This window comes from Streptomyces pinistramenti (genome assembly GCF_020564935.1).
Classification (GTDB): Bacteria; Actinomycetota; Actinomycetes; order Streptomycetales; family Streptomycetaceae; genus Streptomyces; species Streptomyces pinistramenti.
In genome coordinates this window covers 129,634-147,952 of sequence record NZ_JAJCXB010000008.1, presented here as the reverse complement: position 1 = coordinate 147,952, position 18,319 = coordinate 129,634, and the positions used below count along the sequence as shown (strand labels likewise).

The 18,319-nt window shown below is 72.0% G+C and carries 19 protein-coding genes; 9 read left to right on the top strand and 10 right to left on the bottom strand.

The annotated features are described in order from the left end of the window. Positions 1-73: 73 nt before the first annotated feature. From LIU39_RS08730 to LIU39_RS08720, 3 genes are read left to right on the top strand one after another with little or no spacing between them, the layout of a single operon-like run. Positions 74-847, top strand: coding sequence for a glycosyltransferase family 2 protein (locus tag LIU39_RS08730; protein ID WP_227046011.1), 774 nt, complete (start codon positions 74-76; stop codon positions 845-847). After that, a complete protein-coding gene (locus LIU39_RS08725; protein WP_227046010.1) occupies positions 844-1,506 on the top strand; it encodes a TIGR04282 family arsenosugar biosynthesis glycosyltransferase in 663 nt (220 codons plus the stop codon). The genes LIU39_RS08730 and LIU39_RS08725 overlap by 4 nt, the downstream gene beginning before the upstream one ends. Next, complete coding sequence (locus LIU39_RS08720) at positions 1,503-2,303, top strand: methyltransferase domain-containing protein (RefSeq protein ID WP_227046009.1); 801 nt, start codon at positions 1,503-1,505, stop codon at positions 2,301-2,303. Before LIU39_RS08725 ends, LIU39_RS08720 begins: the two co-directional genes overlap by 4 nt. A gap of 316 nt (positions 2,304-2,619) precedes the next feature. On the opposite strand, the gene LIU39_RS08715 is transcribed toward LIU39_RS08720, so the two are convergent. Beyond that, entirely contained in the window at positions 2,620-3,897 is a 1,278-nt protein-coding gene (locus tag LIU39_RS08715) for a molybdopterin-dependent oxidoreductase (protein ID WP_227046008.1), read from the bottom strand. A 172-nt stretch (positions 3,898-4,069) separates the two neighbouring features. On the opposite strand from LIU39_RS08715, the gene LIU39_RS08710 reads away from it, so the two are divergent. Continuing rightward, positions 4,070-5,428, top strand: a complete 1,359-nt coding sequence (locus tag LIU39_RS08710) for a hypothetical protein (protein WP_227046007.1) — start codon at positions 4,070-4,072, stop codon at positions 5,426-5,428. Positions 5,429-5,509: 81 nt separating this feature from the next. On the opposite strand, the gene LIU39_RS08705 is transcribed toward LIU39_RS08710, so the two are convergent. From LIU39_RS08705 to amcB, 9 genes are all read right to left on the bottom strand, one after another. Further along, positions 5,510-6,196 (bottom strand): esterase/lipase family protein, encoded by a 687-nt coding sequence (locus tag LIU39_RS08705; protein WP_227046006.1) that lies wholly within the window; start codon positions 6,194-6,196, stop codon positions 5,510-5,512. Between the two features lie 157 nt (positions 6,197-6,353). Beyond that, the gene (locus tag LIU39_RS08700; protein WP_227046005.1) at positions 6,354-7,166 is read right to left on the bottom strand and encodes a TIGR03619 family F420-dependent LLM class oxidoreductase; all 813 of its coding nucleotides are present in this window, start codon (positions 7,164-7,166) and stop codon (positions 6,354-6,356) included. Next, positions 7,163-8,497 carry an adenylate-forming 2-oxoglutaryl-ACP ligase AmcH gene (amcH, locus tag LIU39_RS08695; protein WP_227046004.1) on the bottom strand — a complete coding sequence of 445 codons (1,335 nt, stop codon included), beginning with the start codon at positions 8,495-8,497 and terminating at the stop codon, positions 7,163-7,165. Before amcH ends, LIU39_RS08700 begins: the two co-directional genes overlap by 4 nt. Continuing rightward, positions 8,494-9,012: a cispentacin moiety biosynthesis protein AmcG gene (gene amcG / locus LIU39_RS08690; protein ID WP_227046003.1), complete on the bottom strand. Its 519-nt coding sequence runs from the start codon at positions 9,010-9,012 to the stop codon at positions 8,494-8,496. Before amcG ends, amcH begins: the two co-directional genes overlap by 4 nt. Continuing rightward, positions 9,009-10,106: a cispentacin biosynthesis acyltransferase subunit AmcF gene (gene amcF, locus LIU39_RS08685; protein WP_227046002.1), complete on the bottom strand. Its 1,098-nt coding sequence runs from the start codon at positions 10,104-10,106 to the stop codon at positions 9,009-9,011. The genes amcG and amcF overlap by 4 nt, the downstream gene beginning before the upstream one ends. Before the next feature lie 5 nt (positions 10,107-10,111). Further along, the gene (gene amcE, locus LIU39_RS08680; RefSeq protein WP_227046001.1) at positions 10,112-10,552 is read right to left on the bottom strand and encodes a cispentacin biosynthesis cyclizing decarboxylase AmcE; all 441 of its coding nucleotides are present in this window, start codon (positions 10,550-10,552) and stop codon (positions 10,112-10,114) included. Then, positions 10,503-11,066: an acyl-CoA thioesterase gene (locus tag LIU39_RS08675; protein ID WP_227046000.1), complete on the bottom strand. Its 564-nt coding sequence runs from the start codon at positions 11,064-11,066 to the stop codon at positions 10,503-10,505. Before LIU39_RS08675 ends, amcE begins: the two co-directional genes overlap by 50 nt. Next, on the bottom strand, positions 11,063-12,448 hold the full coding sequence (amcC, locus tag LIU39_RS08670) for an amipurimycin biosynthesis protein AmcC (RefSeq protein ID WP_227045999.1): 1,386 nt from the start codon (positions 12,446-12,448) through the stop codon (positions 11,063-11,065). Before amcC ends, LIU39_RS08675 begins: the two co-directional genes overlap by 4 nt. Continuing rightward, on the bottom strand, positions 12,445-12,714 hold the full coding sequence (gene amcB, locus LIU39_RS08665) for a cispentacin biosynthesis acyl carrier protein AmcB (RefSeq protein WP_227045998.1): 270 nt from the start codon (positions 12,712-12,714) through the stop codon (positions 12,445-12,447). Before amcB ends, amcC begins: the two co-directional genes overlap by 4 nt. A gap of 676 nt (positions 12,715-13,390) precedes the next feature. On the opposite strand from amcB, the gene LIU39_RS08660 reads away from it, so the two are divergent. Genes LIU39_RS08660 through LIU39_RS08640 form a run of 5 tightly spaced genes read left to right on the top strand, consistent with a single transcriptional unit; the run spans position 13,391 to position 18,314 of the window. Continuing rightward, positions 13,391-13,906, top strand: coding sequence for a nucleoside 2-deoxyribosyltransferase (locus LIU39_RS08660; protein ID WP_227045997.1), 516 nt, complete (start codon positions 13,391-13,393; stop codon positions 13,904-13,906). A gap of 1 nt (position 13,907) precedes the next feature. Continuing rightward, positions 13,908-14,807: a beta/alpha barrel domain-containing protein gene (locus tag LIU39_RS08655; RefSeq protein WP_227045996.1), complete on the top strand. Its 900-nt coding sequence runs from the start codon at positions 13,908-13,910 to the stop codon at positions 14,805-14,807. Next, on the top strand, positions 14,804-15,586 hold the full coding sequence (locus tag LIU39_RS08650; protein WP_227045995.1) for a creatininase family protein: 783 nt from the start codon (positions 14,804-14,806) through the stop codon (positions 15,584-15,586). Before LIU39_RS08655 ends, LIU39_RS08650 begins: the two co-directional genes overlap by 4 nt. Next, complete coding sequence (locus LIU39_RS08645; RefSeq protein WP_227045994.1) at positions 15,583-16,878, top strand: hypothetical protein; 1,296 nt, start codon at positions 15,583-15,585, stop codon at positions 16,876-16,878. The genes LIU39_RS08650 and LIU39_RS08645 overlap by 4 nt, the downstream gene beginning before the upstream one ends. After that, on the top strand, positions 16,875-18,314 hold the full coding sequence (locus LIU39_RS08640; RefSeq protein ID WP_227045993.1) for an MFS transporter: 1,440 nt from the start codon (positions 16,875-16,877) through the stop codon (positions 18,312-18,314). The genes LIU39_RS08645 and LIU39_RS08640 overlap by 4 nt, the downstream gene beginning before the upstream one ends. The last annotated feature ends 5 nt before the right edge of the window (positions 18,315-18,319 follow it).

Sequence of the window (18,319 nt, the reverse complement as noted above, 5' to 3'; positions counted from 1 at the left end):
AGGCGGCTGATGTCCGTGTTTCGTAAGGACTTGAAGTCCGAAATGTGCGTTTCGGGTTCGTAGGGTGAGCGATGTGACGCACCCTTACCCAGCGCCGGCCGACCTGGCCGGCCCACCCGCCGTACGCACCGATGTGGTGCTGCCCTGCCTCGACGAGGCCGCCGCGCTTCCCTGGGTCATCGAACGCATCCCCGCGGGCTGGCGGGCGATCGTCGTCGACAACGGATCGACCGATGGCTCGGCCGACCTGGCCCGCTCGCTTGGCGCCACCGTCGTGCACGAGCCGCGGCGCGGCTTCGGAGCGGCCTGCCACGCCGGGCTCACCGCGTCCGACGCGGACCTCGTCTGCTTCTGCGACTGCGATGCCTCGCTCGACCCGGGGCTGCTCGAACCGTTCGCACAGGACGTTCTCGCGGGCAGCGCCGACCTGATCCTCGGGCGCCGGCGGCCGCAAGGACCCGGGGCGTGGCCTGTGCACGCCCGTGCGGGCAATCTCGCGCTGTCCCACATGCTGCGGCGGCGCACCGGCCTGCGGCTGCACGACCTGGGGCCGATGCGGGCGGCCCGGCGCGAAGCCCTGCTCGGCCTCGGCCTGACCGACCGGCGCAGCGGCTATCCGCTGCAGATGGTGGTGCGGGCGGCCGACGCGGGCTGGCGGATCGAGGAGCGGGACGTGCCCTACCTGCCGCGCACCGGAAAGTCGAAGGTCACCGGTACCTGGCGGGGAACGTGGCACGCGGTGCGCGACATGCGGGCGGTGCTCGCGGAGCCGCCGGCGGGCGGGGCAGGGGGTCCGGCGACAGGCGAGCGGGCCACGGCGGCACAGCGGACGGGGGATACGACGTGAGCCCGTGTACGACCCTGCTCGTCATCGCCAAAGAGCCGGTGCCGGGGCGCGTGAAGACCCGCCTCACACCGCCCTACTCACCCGAGCAGGCCGCAGAACTGGCGACGGCCGCACTCACCGACACCCTCGGCACCGTCCTCGCGGCACCCGCTCGCCGTCGCGTCCTCGTGCTCGAAGGGGAGTCAGGGCCCTGGCTGCCGCCCGGCGTCGAGGTCGTGCCGCAGTGCGCGGGCGGCCTGGACGAACGGCTCGCCGCCGCCTTCGCCGGATGCGAAGGACCGGCCCTGCTCGTCGGCATGGACACCCCGCAGATCTCGCCCGGACTCCTGGCCCCCGCTCTCGGCGCCGAAGCCTGGCAGAGCTGCGACGCCTGGTTCGGCCCGGCCGTCGACGGCGGCTTCTGGGCCCTCGGCCTGGCCGAGCCCGACCCGGAACTGCTGCGTGGTGTGCCCATGTCCACGGCGCGGACCGGCGCGGCCCAACGAGCCCGGCTCACCGGCGCGGGGCTGCGGGTGCGCGACCTGCCCCGCCTCCGTGACGTCGACACGGCGGACGACGCCGGAGCGGTCGCGGCCGCCGCGCCGGGCGGCCGGTTCGCCGCGGCATACGCCCGGCTCGCGCCGGCGGCCGGCCCCTCCTCCCTGGTGGGCGGCCGATGAGCGCCACGGTGCCGGGCGCTGTCCGTGCCGCCGCGGCGGATGACACCGTCCAGGCCGCTCCCTGGCGCGCGGACCCCTACACCGACGCCCTGCGACGCGGCCGCGGCCCGCTGTTCCTGCGACGCACCGACGGCTGGCTGCTGCCGCTCGACGTCGAGCGCTGGTGCGCGGACCCCGACCGGGCCGACCTGTCCGCACTGCACCGCTGCCAGGGCAGCGTCCTGGACATCGGGTGCGGTCCCGGCCGCCTCGTCGCCGCACTCGCCGCCCGCGGCCGACGCGCCCTGGGCATCGACGTCAGCGAGGCCGCCGTCGCCCATGCGCTGCGGCTCGGCGGCACGGCGCTGCTCCGATCGGTCTTCGAATCCCTTCCGGGCGAGGGGCGTTGGGGCACCGCCCTGCTCATCGACGGCAACCTGGGCATCGGCGGCGACCCCGTCGCGCTGCTCACCCGGATCGCGGGCCTCCTCGCCCCCGACGGGCTGCTGATCGTCGAGACCGCGCCCATCGACGTCGACGAGCGGGTGAACGTGCATGTCGACGACGGGCGCGGCGCCCCGGGCAGGGCGTTCCCCTGGGCCCGCCTCGGTGCTCCGGCACTGCTCCGGTACGCCCACCGGCTCGGCTGGCGGCCCACGGCTCAGTGGGCCGTCGACGGACGCCCCTTCGTGGCACTGCGCCGCCCGCGTGACACCCGCACCACCAGCCACAGGGCCGAACCGGCGAACAGCACGGCCGAGACCAGCAGCCAGCGGGCGAGGAACCCGTCGGCCGACCGCCCGGTGGCGGCCTCGTAGCCCTTCACCTGCCCGGCGATCAGAGGGAACCAGACCAGCAGCAACAGCGCGGACAGGAAAGCCGGTACGCGGACGAAGGTGATCCAGGAGCGACGCCCGCGGGACCGGCCCGCCACCCTGGCAAGGGCCCGGTCGGCGCACGCGTACAGCGGCACGAAGAGCAGGTCGTGGACCAGTGCGGCGCCGACGAACCACGCGGCAATTGCCACCAGGTCACCCTTCAGGAGACGCACGCCGGCGTAGAGCGCGAGCGCGAACGAGGCGGCCAGGAGCAGGAGTTGCAGTGGGCCCTGGCCGTACCAACGCCGGAAACGGTTCATCGCAGCTCTCCAAACGTCAACGTGGTCACCCACTTCGTATTGAGCACTCCGGGCGCGGCCGGCACGATGATCCGCGCCGGGTACCCGTGGTCCAGCGACAGATCCTCGCCGTTGACCTGAAGCGCGAGCAGGGAACGCGGGTCACGCACCTGGTTGTCGCGCAGCGCGGCCTTCCGGAAGGCGCCACTGCGCTGCAACGACTCCACCAGGACGCCCGGCGGGTCCTGCTCGAAGCCGGCGAGGGCGGCCAGGTCCCGCAGCCGCACACCGCGCCACCACTGGTCGGACGTCGACCATCCCTCCACACAGGCGATGGGCAACGCGGAGCTGTGCAGGCCGAGTTGCAGCAGGTCGTCCCGGGAGAGGCGGAGGCCGCCGCGTGGCCCGCTGACGGTCAGCCGCCACTCACCGCCGGTGTCGGCAGGCTGGATGCCCACCCCCGCGGCCGTCTTGTTGATCTGGAACCCGTTCGGCCCCGACCCCGGATCGCCCCCGCCGTGCGGCGCGAGGAGCGCGGTGCCCCGCACGCCGTCGAAGTCCTGCCCGGCCGTCGTCACGAACAGCAGCAGTGAGCCCGCGCCGACCATGCCGAGCGCCCCGCGCCGCGACACGGTCGGCGCGGCGGGCCGGGGCGTCACCAGGCCGCTGTCCTCGTCCGGCTCCCGCTCTCCCCGCGCCTCCCGGCCCAGGTCCCGCAGCCCTCGCTCGCGCAGCACCCGCAGCGCCTTGGGCAGCTTCAGTACGACATGCACCACGAAGGCGCCGAAGAACACCCAGGCGCCGTAGAAGTGCAGGCGGTAGAAGGAGCCGGGGAAGAGGTAATCCAGCTGGATGTTGAGCACCCCGGTGAGGAACTCGAACAGCGCGCCACCGACCAGGAGCAGCAGCGAGAGCCGTTCCAGCGCATGTGCCACCGACCGCGCCGGGGGCAGCGCGAACAGTTTGGGGACCACCGACCACAGCTTGGCGAGCAGAACGGGGATCAGCGTGATGCCCACCGTGACGTGCAGGCCCTGGCTGAGCCGGTAGAGCCAGTGCGGGCTCGTCGGCCAGTCGAAGAGGTAGAAGCCGAGCAGGCCCTTGTCCGGCGTCTTGTCGTTGAACGGCGACAGGTCCGGGTTGTACGCGGCGTACGACAGCAGGCCCGTCACGAACAGCAGCGTGATACCGGCCAGGAGTACGACGCCCAGGACCGAGGTGAGCCAAGGGCCGCGCAGGGGACTGCGCCAGAATCCGGGGTTGTCCGGGGTGGTGATCCGTGAGATGTACCGCATGGCCCGAAGGTATGCCCGTCACAGGGTCCGAAGGGGCCGAAAAAGATGACGAAACGCGGACGGATCGGGCGCACGGCGGCGCGGCGCCGACCGGAGCACGCAGATCTGACGGTCCGATGACGCCTGCCCCTCAAAGCCCCCGCACCGCCCCTCACTCACTTAGCGTGCGGGGGTGAGCACCCACCACCACACCGGCGTACGCCGCGACCTCTTCGCCGCCGGTCTCGCCGTCCTGCTCGTCGCGGCCGCCATCCTCATCGGCGTGTCCGTCGACGCCCCCGGCCATGTCCTGCGTCTCAACTGGCCCCCTCTGGCGGCCTGGTGGGATCCGCACGTCGGGCCGGGCACACCGGCGGCACTCGCCGTCGCCGCGGCGGTGATCGCATACGGTCCGCCGCTCGCCGCACGGCTGCCGTGGCGGGCCCTGCTCCTCGGCGCCTGGGCCGCGTCCATGGCCTGGATCTGGTCCCTCGCGCTCATCGACGGCTGGTGCCGCGGCATCGCCGAACGGCTCACCACCACGAACGAATACCTTCAGGGCATCGGCCGGTTCCATGACATTCCGGCGACGTTGCGGGACTTCACCCACCACATCCTCGTCGGCGCCCCCGACAACTGGCCCGCACACATCGCCGGCCACCCACCCGGCGCCACCCTCACCTTCGTCCTGCTCGACCGCATCGGCCTCGGCGGCGGCGCCTGGGCCGGGGTCTTCTGCATCACCGCGGGCAGCAGCGCCGTGGCCGCCGTACTCCTCACCGTGCGCTCCCTCGCCTCCGCGACACTCGCCCGCAGGGCCGCGCCCTACCTGGTCCTGGCCCCGGCCGCGATCTGGATCGGCACCTCGGCGGACGGCTACTTCGCCGCCGTCGCGGCCTGGACGATCGCGCTGCTCACCCGGGCCGCGACCCGCACAACCCGCTCCCCGGCAGCCGCCGCGCTCGGCTCCGGCCTCCTGTTCGGCCTCACGGCCTACCTCTCCTACGGCCTGACCCTCTTCATCGTCATCGCCGCCGCGGTCCTGCTCCTCACCCGCACCCCGCGTCCCCTCCCGCTGTTCCTCACCGGCGCATCCGCCGTCCCGCTCGCCTTCGCCCTCACGGGCTTCAACTGGTGGGAGGCGTACCACCTGCTGGTCGAGCGCTACTACCAAGGCGCGGGAGGCGTCCGCCCGTACAGCTATTTCGTCTGGGCCAACCTCGCCTGCACGGTCCTGGTCATCGGGCTCGCCACCGTCGCCGGACTGCGCAGGTCACTGGCCCGTACCCCGGCCATCGTGCAGCGGCTGCGCACCGGCGAAACGACCGCAGCCGACCGCCTCGCCGCCCTCGTCCTGGCCACGCTCCTCGCCCTCGCCGCGGCCGACCTGTCCGGCATGAGCAAGGCCGAGACCGAACGCATCTGGCTGCCCTTCGCCGTCTTCCTCCTCACGGCCACCGCACTCCTGCCGGCCGCGGGGCGCCGCTACTGGCTGAGCGCCCAGGCCACGCTCGCCCTGCTGATCAATCACCTGCTGTTCACGAGCTGGTGAGACGCGCCGGCCTCGGACGCCGCCTGCGCCGGCACCCGGCCGAAGAGTAAGCGTGAGCGGTGACTCATGCGTCTGGCGCCATCAGCCCGTCAGGGTCGCGAACACCCCCAATATCACCTCGTCGTTCGACAGGAAATCATTGTGCTTGAGGCAGGCGGTCTTGACGTTGGTGGCACCGGACAGCGGGGTGCTCTTCGCGGGGGTGATCTGCTCGTCGCACGCCGACCAGAACGTCGTGTAGCGCACCGGCCCCGGGGTCTCCGTATCCCTGTTGAGGTGTGAGACGACGTACGAGCCCGGCGTCATGTCCCTGCACCCCTGGTCCCACGCGGCGCAGGCCCAGGCGAGATCCGTGCCGTGGTTCGGGCCGGCCAGGGACACCCAGTGGGCAACTTTCTGCTGCCCGCCGCCGAACTTGACGTACCAGCGGGTCGGGAGGCTGCCCAGACTGTGGGCAACGAGGTCCACCTGCTGGGCGCCCGTCTTGGTCAGCACCTCGTCGACGTATGAGGCCAATTCGCCATCGAGCACTTCGTTCGTGGACTGGCTGCTGTCGTAGCCCCAGGCGAAGATCCGGTCCTGGGAATATCCGTGGTGCTCGAAGTAGGCGGTCATGTCGCCCCATACCCCGGGGCCGGCGTTGCGGCCGTGGACGAAGATCACCGGGATGTGCGAAGCGGCTTCCGGTGCCGGAGCGGCGACGGCCGGTCCTGCGGCCAGGACCGCGGCGGCCAGGGCGGAGAGGGCGGTAACGGTGATGCGGCGCATGAGCGACCCTTCACGAGTGGCAGGCGTACGAGGCAGGAGAATCCTGAACTGCTGACGTCTCGTCCAAACGCGGTGGGGCTCCTGTCGCCGACCGGAGCCGGCGCCTGAAGTGGTGGCAGATCGTGGTCAGGTGGGGAGGGGCACGGGGGAGGCCGGGCTACTCGGTCAGCGCCGCGTGCAGGGGGGCCAGCAGGGAGAGGTCGTCGGTGGTGACGGTGAGGTGGGTGGCGCCGGCGGACTGCCAGGCGTCGGCCAGGGAGCGCCAGGTGCCGGGCCGGCCGGGGGCGGGACGGAGGCGGGCCTCCACGCCGAAGGCGGGCCAGTCGCGGCCGGCTTCGGTCACCGCCGTGCGCAGTTCGGCGATGAGTGCGGCACCGCGGTTGACCCGGTTGGCGAGCAGGCCGGACATGGTGAAGCCGTCGGCGAGGGTGGCGATCCGGCGCAGCGAGCGTGGTCTGCCTCCGGTGCGCAGGGTGCCGCCGCCCATCCAGAGGGGGATCGGGCGCGGCCGGGGGGTGAGGGTGACGCCGGAGAATGTGACGTGCTCACCGTCGAACTCCGCTTCAGGACGTGTCCACAACAGGCGCAGCGCGCGGACCTGTTCCTCGAAGAGCGCCGCGCGGGAGGCCGGGGCTACGCCCAGGGCGGTGGACTCGGCGGGGTCGGCTCCGATGGCGATGCCCAGCCGCAGTCGGTCGCCGCTGAGGTGGGCCAGTTGCGCGGCCTGCTTGGCGGCGAGCACCACCGGGCGGTGCGGCAGGACCGTCATCGCGGTTGCCAGCTCGATCCGGGTGGTGACCGCCGCCAGGAACGCCACCAGCGTCAGACTCTCGTAGGCGGGTGCGCTGGACACCAGGTGTTCGGGGACGGACAGGTGGTCGTACCCCAGGTTCTCCGCGGTCACCGCGAACTCGCGGAGTCCGGCGGGGGAGAGGGACGTCGGGACGGTCCAGCCGAGGCGCAGGGTCATTTGCGGAAGGTCTCCGGGTCGGCGGCGGAGATGAAGACCGCGCGCGGGCGTTCGGCGGGCAGCAACTGGGAGTTGAGGAGGCGCCGCGCCGCCTTCTCCCCGCTGGCGAAGGAGTCGGTGACCGACAGGTGGACGTCGAGCACCTGCGTGCCGCCTTCGTTCACCACCTTGGGTACGCAGTGCACCACGCCCGGGATGGCGTGCGCGGCTTGCCTGACGGTGTTCAGCGAGACCTTCTCGCCGCGCAGCACCACGAAGTCCGACAGGCGTCCGTGGAAGGTCAGATAGCCGTCGTCGATGGAGAAGGCGTCCCCGGTGGCGATGGTCCGCGGTCCCAGCAGGACGCGCTTGCTGTGCTGTCCGACCCGTCGCAGCAGTACGGTTCCGGACTCGACGAGCAGTTCGCCCACCCCGTCCCGCACCTCGCGCAGCGACGCGCGCACCCCGGGCAGCGGGCGGCCCACCGAGCCGTACCGGTGCGCGGGCTCGGCGTGCGCGGCCAGGGTGGACACGCGCGGCCCGGCCTCGGTGAGCCCGTAGGTGAGGTACAGCTCCGCGGATGGCCGCGCGGCCAGCAGGTCCGTCACCTCGGCGGGCGCGAGCCGGTCCCCGCCGACCGCCAGCGCCCGCAGGCCACGAGGGATGAGTCCGGGGTCGGCGAGCAGCTGGCGGGCGATCGTCGGTGTCACCGCGGAGTGGGTGACCCCGTGCGCGGCGATCGTGTCGCGGTACGCGGCGGGTGAGAACGGCGGTCCGTCGAGCACCAGTCGCGCCTCGGCCACGTACGCCGCGAACGCCTGCGCCACGAGAGCGTAGGAGTAGTACAGCGGCAGGTTCACCAGCAGGGTGTCGGCCGCGGTGATGCCCGTGGCCCCGACGTGCAGGCGGGCGTTGCGCAGCAGCGAGGACACCCGGTGCACGCACGCGCTGAACATCCCCGAGGTGCCGGAGGTGGACAGCAGGATCTCGCCCGGCCGGTACCGGGTGGCGGGATGCCCGGTCGGCACGGCGAACGCGCCGCCGACCGGCGTCCGCTGTTCTGCCCCGGTCAGCCGGGTGGTCACCACCACGCCGGCCCCGACGTGCCCGGCCAGCGCGCGCACCCGCTGCCACGGCGTGCCCGGAGGCACCGCGAGCGGCACCAGGCCCAGCAGCAGTGACGAGAGCTGCACGCGCAGCAGTTCGGCTCCGTTGGCCAGGCAGAGCACGACCGCGTCGCCCGGTGCCAGGCCGAGTCCGGCCAGGTCCTCCAGCACGTCGTCCACTCCGGCCGGCGCGCCGTCGACCCGGGTCAGGAAGGCGGCCACCCCGGACCGGGTGAGGCCGTTCACCGGTCCGCCCCGGTGCCGGTCAGGACCAGGCAGCGGCAGACCTGCCCGTCGCCCTCGGCCGATTGGAGGCCGACCAGGAGGACGTGCCGGGCGTGGCCGTCCGCGAGCCATCCGCCGATCACCGTGAACGCCACGGGGGTGGCCTGGTCCGGGTGCGCCGCCAGCAGCAGTGACGGCCCGCGCAGCCCGTGGCGCAGGGCGGGCAGCCCGGCCAGCACCCCGGGATTCGCTCCGGCGAAGCGCAGCGGCGACACCCGGGATCTGGGCACCGACGCGGCGATGCGGCGCATCGTCCGCTCGCTCCCGGTCGCGCTCATGACCAGAATCCCGGTGTCGTCGGCGGCGTCCAGTACGGGCTCGGCGCAGTCGGCCAGTGCCCGGTCCACGGTCGCGGCGATCAGCCAGGCCGCCGGGTCGGCGTAGAAGGACGGCTTGTTCACCGCGTGCTCGGCCGGGTCGTCGGCGACCACCGTCGCCGAACCCAGCACCCGCGCGCCCGGCGGCACGACTGTCACTCCCTCACCCCTTCGAACAGCAGACACGTGTTGAACCCGCCGAAACCCAGCGTCAGGCTCAATCCGGCGCCGACGCCAACGGGTTGCGCCGATCCCGTTGCCAGCCGCAGCGGTGCCACCGGATCGCTCAGCCCGATGACCGGTGGAACCCGTCGGTCGCGCAGTGCCAGTACCGTCGCGACGGCCTCGATGGCCCCGGTCGCGCCCAGGCTGTGCCCGAACGCCCCCTTGGTGGCGAACATCAACGGGCCGTCGTCACCGAAGAGTTCGAGCAGACTGCGCGCCTCGACCTCGTCGTTGAGCGGCGTCCCGGTCCCGTGCGCGTTGACCACCGCGACGTCCGCGGGTGCCAGGTCCGCCGACGCCAGGCAGCGTTCCACCGCGCGCACCACGGCGCGGCCGGACGGATCCGGCGCGGTGAGCCCGGCGGCGTCGTTGGCCGCGCCGGCGCCGCGCAGCCGGGCGTACACCCGGGCGCCGCGTTCCCGGGCGGAGTCGGGGTGCTCGACCACCACGAAGGCCGCGCCCTCGCCGAGCAGCATCCCGTCGCGTGCCCGGTCGAACGCCCGCAGGCCGGTGGGACTCATGGTGCCCAGCGCGGAATGACCGAGCCGCTTGGCCTCGGTGACCACGTCCACCCCGCCCGCCACACAGACGCGATGCCTGCCCGCGCGCACCAGGGTGTGCGCGAGAGCGATGGCGTCCGACCCCGCGGAGCACGCGGTCATCACGCACACCGGCGTGCCGGGATGCCCGATGTCCGCCGCCGCGTCGTCGGCCCAGGCGTGCAGCGTCGGCTCCGCCTCGTCCAGGGAGGCGCCGAAGCTGGTGCCCAGCACCAGGCCGGCCTCGGGGTCGGCCGTGGGAAGACCGGCGTCCGCGAAGGCCGCGGCCAACGCCCGGGTGGCGAGCAGCCGTTGGCGCTTGCCCGGCGGCGTACCGTACGGCACCGCATCGATGACGGCGGCGAGGTTGTTGCGCAACGGGTGCGGCGAGTCGACGGGCGCCAGGCCCGAATCGCCCGCGCACAGCCGCTCCCACACCGCGTCCAGGTCCCGGCCCAGCGGAGTGTCCCAGGCCAGCCCGGTGATCACCGGGGTCACCACGGCCGGGCCCGCGCGGGATCGACCTTCGCCCGGCTCATCGCGCCGCGGAACCCGGCGACCGACCGGCCCTCCACGGTCACCGTGGCGGAGAAGATGAAGGTGTGGCCGGACAGCCGGTCCGCGCGTACGTCGAGCACGACCTGGTCGCCTGGCACGACCGGGGCGAGGAAGCGGGACTTGACCGTGCCGACCAGGGTCACCTCGTCGTCGGCGAGCGGGGCGCTGCTCAACTGGTAGAGCAGGACGCCGGATTGGGCGAAAGCCTGCATGGTGTGGCTGCCGGGCAGAATCACCCCCGGGGCCAGGCCGCGCTCGGGCAGGTGCCCGGACAGCGCGCTCATCTCCGCCGATACGGCGAACATGCTGCGCAGGAACTCGCCGGGCTCATGGTCCAGTACCCGGTCGATGAACAGCCGGGGATGGCGTCCGCGCACCAGAGCGGCGATTGCCGAGGTGCCCAGCGGCCGGGCCGTGCGGACCGCCGCGGGAGAGTGCGCTGCGGGAGGGGGTGCCGATTCGTTCGTGTGCCGCATCCGGGACGATTCCTCTCAGGGTCTGTCGCAGCGGCGCCGGCAGGGGCACCGCGCGCCGGGTGTCGGGGTCGACGGCGGCGAAGACGAGGTCGCCGGTCACCAGCGGAGTGCGGACGTCGTCCTCCTCCTCGCGCAGCAGGCGCACCGCGAGCCTGAACCAGGCCGCGCCGACGTGATCGACCCGGGTGTCTCCGGTGATCACGTCGCGGTAGACGGCGCTGTGGAGATAGGTCACCCGCAGTTCGGCGGCGACCAGGTCTACGCCCGCCGCGCTGAAGGCGGTCAGGCCCGCGTCATGCGCTTCGAGGTGTTCGGTGCCCGCGGTTTCCATCAGTGAGGTGTAGCGGGAGAAATGCACGATCCCGGTCGCGTCGGTGTCGACATGCTCGATCCGGGTGCGGAACCCCGCGCTCACCGCAGTGCCCTGGCGCCTGCCGCCACCCGGTCCACGATCTCGCCTGCCTGCGTCCCGTCGGCGATCAGCGGCAGCACGATCCGCAGGGTGGGGTGGACGTAGCGCCGGCCGTCGGATCGTTTCCCCGCGCCCGCCATGAACTCCGCGTACACACCCGCTTCGACCAGCGCGCTGCGCAGCGCGCCGATCCGGCCCGCCGCCGCGGCGGTCAGCTCCACGCCGAGCATGCTCCCGGTCCCGCGGACCTCGGTGAACACGTCCGGATGACGGCCCACCAGAGCGGTGTCGAGCTGCTTGGCCAGATGCACGCCGACATCGGCCGACCTCCGCAGCAGTCCTTCGGCCTCGATGTGCTCGATGCCGTCGCGGATCACCGCGCAGTTCAGCGGCCGCAGATCGGAGGTGCTGACGGCGCCGGAGGCGCGGACGGCCAGATCCTCGCGGGCGATCACCATCGATGTGGACACCACGCCCATGCCCAGGAATTTGCCGATGACGGTGATGTCGGTGGGCACCGGCCCGTCCGCGTCGCGCATGGCGAACCAGCTGCCGGTCTTGGCGAACGTCAGCACCTCGTCGGCCACCAGCAGCACGTCGTCCGCCGTGCACCGCCGCGCGAGTTCACGCAGGTAACCGGGCGGAGGCGCAAGGATGCCCGCGTCGCCCTGGATCGGCTCGACCACCACGGCCAGCAGTCGGTCGGCGGAGGCGGCGAAGAACTCCGCCAGGGCGTCGAAGTCGCCGAACGGGATGTGTTCGACCCGGACGCCGTACGGGCCTTCGGCCTCCGTCCCGGGCAGCCCGGTCCGGTAGTGCCTGCGGTTGAGCAGCGGCACCAGCCCGCCGGTCCAGCCGTGCCAGGCGCCCTGGAAGGCCAGGATGGTGTCGCGCCGCTCCTTGCCCGGACGGTGGCGCAGCCGCCGGCCGTCGAACCGGGACTCCAGCACGAGCCGCAACGCCAGCTCGTTTCCCTCCGAGCCGGAGCTTCGCCCGCTGACGTGATACTGCCCCGCGGGGAAGTGGTCGGTCCACAGCCCGCCGGGGCCGAAGAGCCGGTCGAGGAGTTCCGCCCGTTCCAGCGAACCCACTTCGTCGGTGACGTTGCCGACCCCGGTGCCGCGTGCCAGCGCCGCCCGTACGACCGGGTGGTCGCCGCCCAGCGTCGCGCTGGCGTAGCCGCCGCTGGCGTCCAGCAACCGCAGCCGCCTGCCCCGGCGTTCCGGGCTCAGGTCGACCATGTCCAGCTCCAGGCCGCGCCCGCCCACGCAGGCGAACGGCAGCCGCGCCGCCCCGTAGTGGTTGAGGTGCAGGTCCGTGCCGCGCGTCAGCACGCCGGCCGGATCCACGGGGTGGTCGTCGCGGGCGGCCGGCGCCGCGCTCACGCGGTGGCCGGGGACTGGTCGGCCCCCGACAGCCGCTCGACCAGCGCGAGTACGTCGCCGAGGGTGGACAACTCCCCTGCGGCGATTGCCTCGTCGGGGATGTCGATGCCGAATGCCTCCTCACACTGCACGCGCAGTTCCACGAAGCCGAGTGAGTCCATGCCGTAGCCCTCGCGCAGCCTGTCGTCGAGCCGCATCTGGTCGATCGGCACCTCCACCAGTACATCGGAGCTCAGAATTCGCTTGATGGTCTGTAAAGAGTTCACCAGAACTTTCCCCTCTGGGTGGGTCTATCCGAAAGGCCGCGGCCGGGTTTCCGGTGCGCGAGAAATACGGATGAGAACACGGCTGCAAATGGGCCGGAAGTGAACAGACGCCGATCGGGAATGCGACGGCGTCAGTCACGCATGTCAATCGAAGCTAGGGGAGACTTTGCCGCCTGTCAATGCGGCCTCTGATTTTACCTGTCATTCATCTTTGCGCGTCGAGCCGCAAAGGCTTTATGCGCGAGTTCGGGATTATTCAGGCCGTTCGTATAATGTTATGGATACGGCTTGAAGCGACTCCCTTGGCCGCCGCGCAAGCCCTTGAACTGGCCTTGGTGGCGCTTTTCCGGGGCGGCGGAATCAGGCTTTCCGCCGACGCTTATGCGGCTTATGTTCAATTTGTCGCAGACCTCCGCTTGGCGGATATGGCACTTGTGGCGTCAAAACGCCCCGGACTAGTCTCGGGCCGTCTATTTGCCTACCTGATGGACGCGGAGTGCGGGACGAGTAGGCAACCGGGCGCCCCGTTGAAACCGTCGCGCCCCATACCCGGCCTCCCTTGCGATTCACCGCAAGCGCATAGGTAATTGCGCTGCCCGTTTTCCCCTTCCGGTGACCGAAGTCCGCCCGATTGCACGGTCGTCGGCAGACTCTTTCGAAGGAGCCTCGAAAAGTCATGAGTGTCACCCCGGACGCCCTGCGCGGCGTCACCCTGTTCGTCGGCGGCCCGATCCAGCACGCCCTGGTACCCGGCGGGATGGCGGCGCCGATCCGCGACTGCGTGAGCCTGACCATCGACCAGGCGCGGCAGGCCGGCGCCACCGTGCTTTCCGCACACGTGGCCGAACGATTCGGCGCCGACACCTCCTCATTCACCCCCGAGGAAGTGTCCGTACGCGACTACGCCTGGATGCGCCAGTGCGACGTGTTCGTGCCGGTGCTGCCGGTGCTCGACGGCACCCTGCTGCGCACGGACGGCACGCACATCGAACTGGGATGGGCCAGCGCGCTGGGCCGCCCCATCGTGGGCGTCACCGACCAGCCCTTCGCCGAGTCGGCCAGCCACCTGCTCAAGGGGCTCGCCAAGGTCGCCGACGCCACGTTCCTGTCCGCCAAGGAGATCGCCGCGGACCCGGCACTGCTGGTCACCGGCGTGCTGGCGACGCTGGGCCGGACCAGGACAGCGGCCTGACGTGGCGGCCGCGACGCACGTGCTGGGACTGAGCCTGGCCAATCCGGTCGTGATCGGCTCCGGCCTGCTCACCGACCAGGAGCGCAACATCCGCAGACTGCTGGAGACCGGCGCGGGCGCGGTGGTCACCAAAACCATCCACCCCAGCCCGCCGACCGGCCTGGACGAACGCATCCTCCGGCTGCCCACCGGAATGATCAACAGCACCACCTACTCCAAACGGTCCGTCGACCACTGGGCGGGCATCCTGCGCGACCTGGCACGGGACCGGCTGCCGGTCATCGCCTCGCTGCACGCCGACAGCCCGGCGGAACTCGCCGAGTTGGCGGCCCAGGTGGAGGCGACGGGCTGCCGGGCACTGGAGTTGGGCATCTCCTGCCTCAATGAGGAGGACGGCCTCGAAGACACCCCCGAGCGGGTGCAGGCCTACACCGCGGCCGTCCGCGCCGTGACCCGGGCACCGTTCTCGGTCAAGCTGGCCGTCGGAGAGGGCCTGCACGCGCGGGCGTTCGCCGCCGCCCGAGCCGGCGCGGACGCGGTGACCATCAGCGACACCCTGCCCGCCGCCGCCGTCCACCCGGAGACCGGCGACCTCCGGCTCGGCGGTGTCTTCGGCTACTCAGGACCAGGCATCAAGCCACTCGTGCTGGCCGCCCTGTGGAAGCTGCGCCGAGCCGGCTTCACCCTGCCCGTGCTGGGCTCGGGCGGCGTCCAGTCGGGCCGGGACGTGCACGACTACCTGCAGGTCGGCGCGGTGGCGGCCCAGGTCTACACCGCGCTGCACACCGACATGTACCCCACGCTCGCCCGGATCGTGGCCGAGACCGCAGGACCGGAGAACCCCGGCCGCGGCTCGGAACCCGTCACCGGAGCGGGCCGGCCCGAGCGGGTGCGGCCGTGACCCCCCGGTCGGCCGGGCCGCAGCTGTGCGACCTGAGCAGCGCCGACGTTCTGGAGGCCACCGCAGGGCAGACCGTGGTGTGGCCGGTGGGATCCATCGAACAGCACGGCCCGCACCTGCCGTTGTCCGTGGACACCGTCCTGGCCGACGCGTTCGCCCGGCAGATCGCCTACGAGCTGACGGCCCTGACCCTGCCGGCACAGTCCATCGCGGCGCGGTCGCTGCCGCAGAGCGGGGGCGGACTGGCCTTCCCCGGCACCGTCCATGTGCGCGGCCAGTCCCTGCTGGCCTTCCTGGTGGACGTGCTGGAGTCGCTGTGCGCTCTGCCGTGGCACCGGCTCCTCGTCGTCAACGGCCACTTCGAGAACGAGCCGTTCCTGTTCGAGGCCCTCGACGAGGTGGGCAGGCGGCCGGCCGCGGCGGGCAAGGAGTTCATCGCGCTGAGCTGGTGGAGCCTGGTCGACACGGACTGGCTGGCCGAACGGGTACCGGTCTTCCCGGGGTGGCACGCCGAGCACGCGGGGATCACCGAGACCAGCCTGATGCTCTACCTCCGTCCCGACCTGGTCTCGGCCGCCCGCCCCGATCACGCCGACCCACCCCGCCCGGGGGTCTATCTGCACCCCGTCGACGTGGCACGGACCACCAACCAAGGCGTCCTGTCGAGCACTTCGGGCGCCACCGCCGACCTGGGCCAGGACCTCTTCTGGCACGTGGTCGCGGCCGCGGTCGAGCTGGTAACAGAAGGCAGCGGACTGCTGCGCGAGGAGAGCACATGACCACACCCACCCTCTGCGTGAGCAACGCCGTCGACACCCTGCGCGACTTCGCCGTCCGCGCCGACGGCGTCGACGCGTTGCTGTCGGAGTGCTACGCCCAGCAGGACCAGGCACTGTTCTGGGGCCCTTTGAACAAGATGCTCATCACCTACGAGCCGATCGGCGACCTGGACTGGCAGCAGAAGTTCCTGGAACTCGACGGCGTGGTGAACCTCAGCCCGTCGGGCCGCACCGGCTCGCTGTTCGCCGACACGCTCGCCGACCCCGGACTCATGGCCGCCGTCGTCGCCCACGCGGGTCCTGGCCGCAGGCTACGGCTGATCCCGCACACCACCACCGCCGACCTGTGGCGGTTCGCCGAGGCCCTGCGCACCGAGTACGGCGTCGTGGCCGAACTGCCGGAGAGCACACCGCAGCAGGGCCTGCGCGACCTGTTCGACACCAAGACCGGACTGCGCGATCTGGCCACCGACCTCGGCATGACCGACGGCCCCTGCCGCATCCCGCCCGGTACCCACTGCGCCGGCCGGCAGGAGGTGCCGGCGGCCGTGCGGGACATGCTCGCGAGAGGCACGCCGTGCATCGTCAAGGCGGACCGCGGGGAGGCCAGCCTCGGTCTGCTGATCTTCCGGCCCGGCGACGACGACATCGACGAACGCCTGGCCGCGAGCGAGTTCTACGGCGAAGAGCCGGTGGTGGTCGAGGAGTTCATCGACGGCGACACCACCTTCCCGTCCGTGGAGTACCTGGTTCCCGAGGACGCCGCGCCCCACCTCTGCTACACGACCGACATGCTGTTCGAGGGCGCCACCCACCTGCGCGGCAACGTCACCGCACGGGAACTGCGCCACGCATGGTGGTACCGCCCGCTGACCGAGGGCGGACTCCGGCTGGCCGAAGAGATGCAACGGCGCGGCTACCGCGGGCGCTTCGGCATCGACGCGATTGCCCGCGAAGGCGTCGTCCACATGCACGACCTCAACGCCCGTCGCACCGGATCGAGCCACGTACACGAATTCGGCGAGCACCTCATCGGCTCCGGCTACCTCGGCACCCACGCGGTCGGCAACTACGACTTCTACGGCCTGCCGTCCGGGCTTGAACTGCCGGACGTGCTGCGGCTGCTCGGACGGCTCGTGGCCTCGCCCCGGCACGCCGACCGGGGCGTGGTCCCGACCGAGCTGACGGATCTGCGAACTGGCAGACTGAGTTGCATGTTCTACGCTCCAAGCCTCACCGAGTTACACGATCTGATCGACCGGGCCAGGACGGCTCTGGGCCCCGGCCGGTGACCAGCACGCTGCCCGAGGTCGGGGCGGCCCGGCGCTGGCTGGTGCTGACCGTGGTGCTGCTGTGCTTCCTGCCCGCAGCCATGGACGTCACCATCCTCACCATCACCGTCCCGACCCTCGCCCACGATCTGGACGCGTCCCCGACCGAACTGCTGTGGACAGTGGACGTGTACTCGCTCCTGATGGTCGGACTGGTCCTGGTCAGTGGGCCGTTGGGCGACCGGATCGGACACAAACGGCTGCTGCTGACCGGGTTGGCGGTCTTCGGCGTGGCCTCGGCACTGTGCGCGACGGCACCGGGACCGCTGACCCTGATCGGCGCCCGCGCGGTGCTGGCGGTCGGCGCCGCCATGATCATCCCGGCCACGCTGGCGCTCATCCGGCAGACCTTCGGCGACGGCCGCGACCACGCGGTGGCCGTCGGCGCGTGGAGCGCGGTCGCCGCCGGCGCGTCGGCGCTGGGACCGGTGGCGGGCGGCTTCCTGCTCCAGCACTTCTGGTGGGGCTCGATCTTCCTCGTCAACCTGCCGGTCGTGGCGCTGGCCATTCCCGCCGTGGCGCTGCTGCTGCGCAACGAGGCCGAGTCCGAGCGCCAGCCCTGGGAAGCCACCTCGCCCGTCCTCTCGATCGCCGGGTTCCTGGGCTGCGCCTACGCCATCATCGCCTTCACCCACGACGACGTCGGACTGCTGGAAGTGGCACTGCCGGCCGCGTTCGGCCTGACCGCACTGGTCCTGTTCGTACGACGGCAACAGCGCACGCCGCACCCGATGCTGGACCTGTCCCTGTTCCGGCTGCCCGCGCTGCGCGCCGGAGTGGTGGCCTCGGTGCTGCCGGTGCTGGTGATGGTCGGCTTCGAACTACAGCTGGTGCAGTACCTGCAACTGGCCGAGGGACTGTCGGCGGAGGCCGCCGCGCTGTACCTGATCCCGATGCCGGTGGCCGCGACGGTGGCGGGGCCGCTGGGCGGACTGGTCCTCTCCCGTACGGGACCGCGTGCGGGCGTGCCCGCCGGCCTGCTGCTCGCGGTGACCGGGTACGCCCTGGTCGCGTCCGGCACCGTGGTCCCGCTCGGCCTGGCCCTGATCGGGTTCGGCCACGGCCTGGTCCAGATGGTCGCCTCGAACCTGATCATGACCACCGCGCCCTCCTCCCAGGCGGGCGCGGCGGCAGGCATCGAGTCCGTCTCCTACGAGGCCGGCGCCGGCCTGGGAATCGCCATCTTCGGCACCGTCACCACGGTGACCTACCGATGGCTCCTCCCCACGGGCACGTCGTCGTCCCCGCTGCAAGCGGGCGCCTCCCCGCAAACGGCCCAGGCACTCACCGACGCGTTCCACACCGTTACGTGGCTGGCCGCCGCCCTCACCCTGGCCACGATCTTCCTGGCCGCCTCGAAAGCACCGGCGGCGCACACCCCGCTCGGCGAATCCTGAGCCGT

Bases quoted from the DNA above. Each gene is read 5' to 3' on its own strand.
- LIU39_RS08715 (WP_227046008.1), bottom strand. From the start codon at position 3,897: ATGCGGTACATCTCACGGATCACCACCCCGGACAACCCCGGATTCTGG.
- LIU39_RS08700 (WP_227046005.1), bottom strand. From the start codon at position 7,166: ATGACCCTGCGCCTCGGCTGGACCGTCCCGACGTCCCTCTCCCCCGCC.
- LIU39_RS08645 (WP_227045994.1), top strand. From the start codon at position 15,583: ATGACCACACCCACCCTCTGCGTGAGCAACGCCGTCGACACCCTGCGC.
- LIU39_RS08660 (WP_227045997.1), top strand. From the start codon at position 13,391: ATGAGTGTCACCCCGGACGCCCTGCGCGGCGTCACCCTGTTCGTCGGC.
- LIU39_RS08705 (WP_227046006.1), bottom strand. From the start codon at position 6,196: ATGCGCCGCATCACCGTTACCGCCCTCTCCGCCCTGGCCGCCGCGGTC.
- LIU39_RS08720 (WP_227046009.1), top strand. From the start codon at position 1,503: ATGAGCGCCACGGTGCCGGGCGCTGTCCGTGCCGCCGCGGCGGATGAC.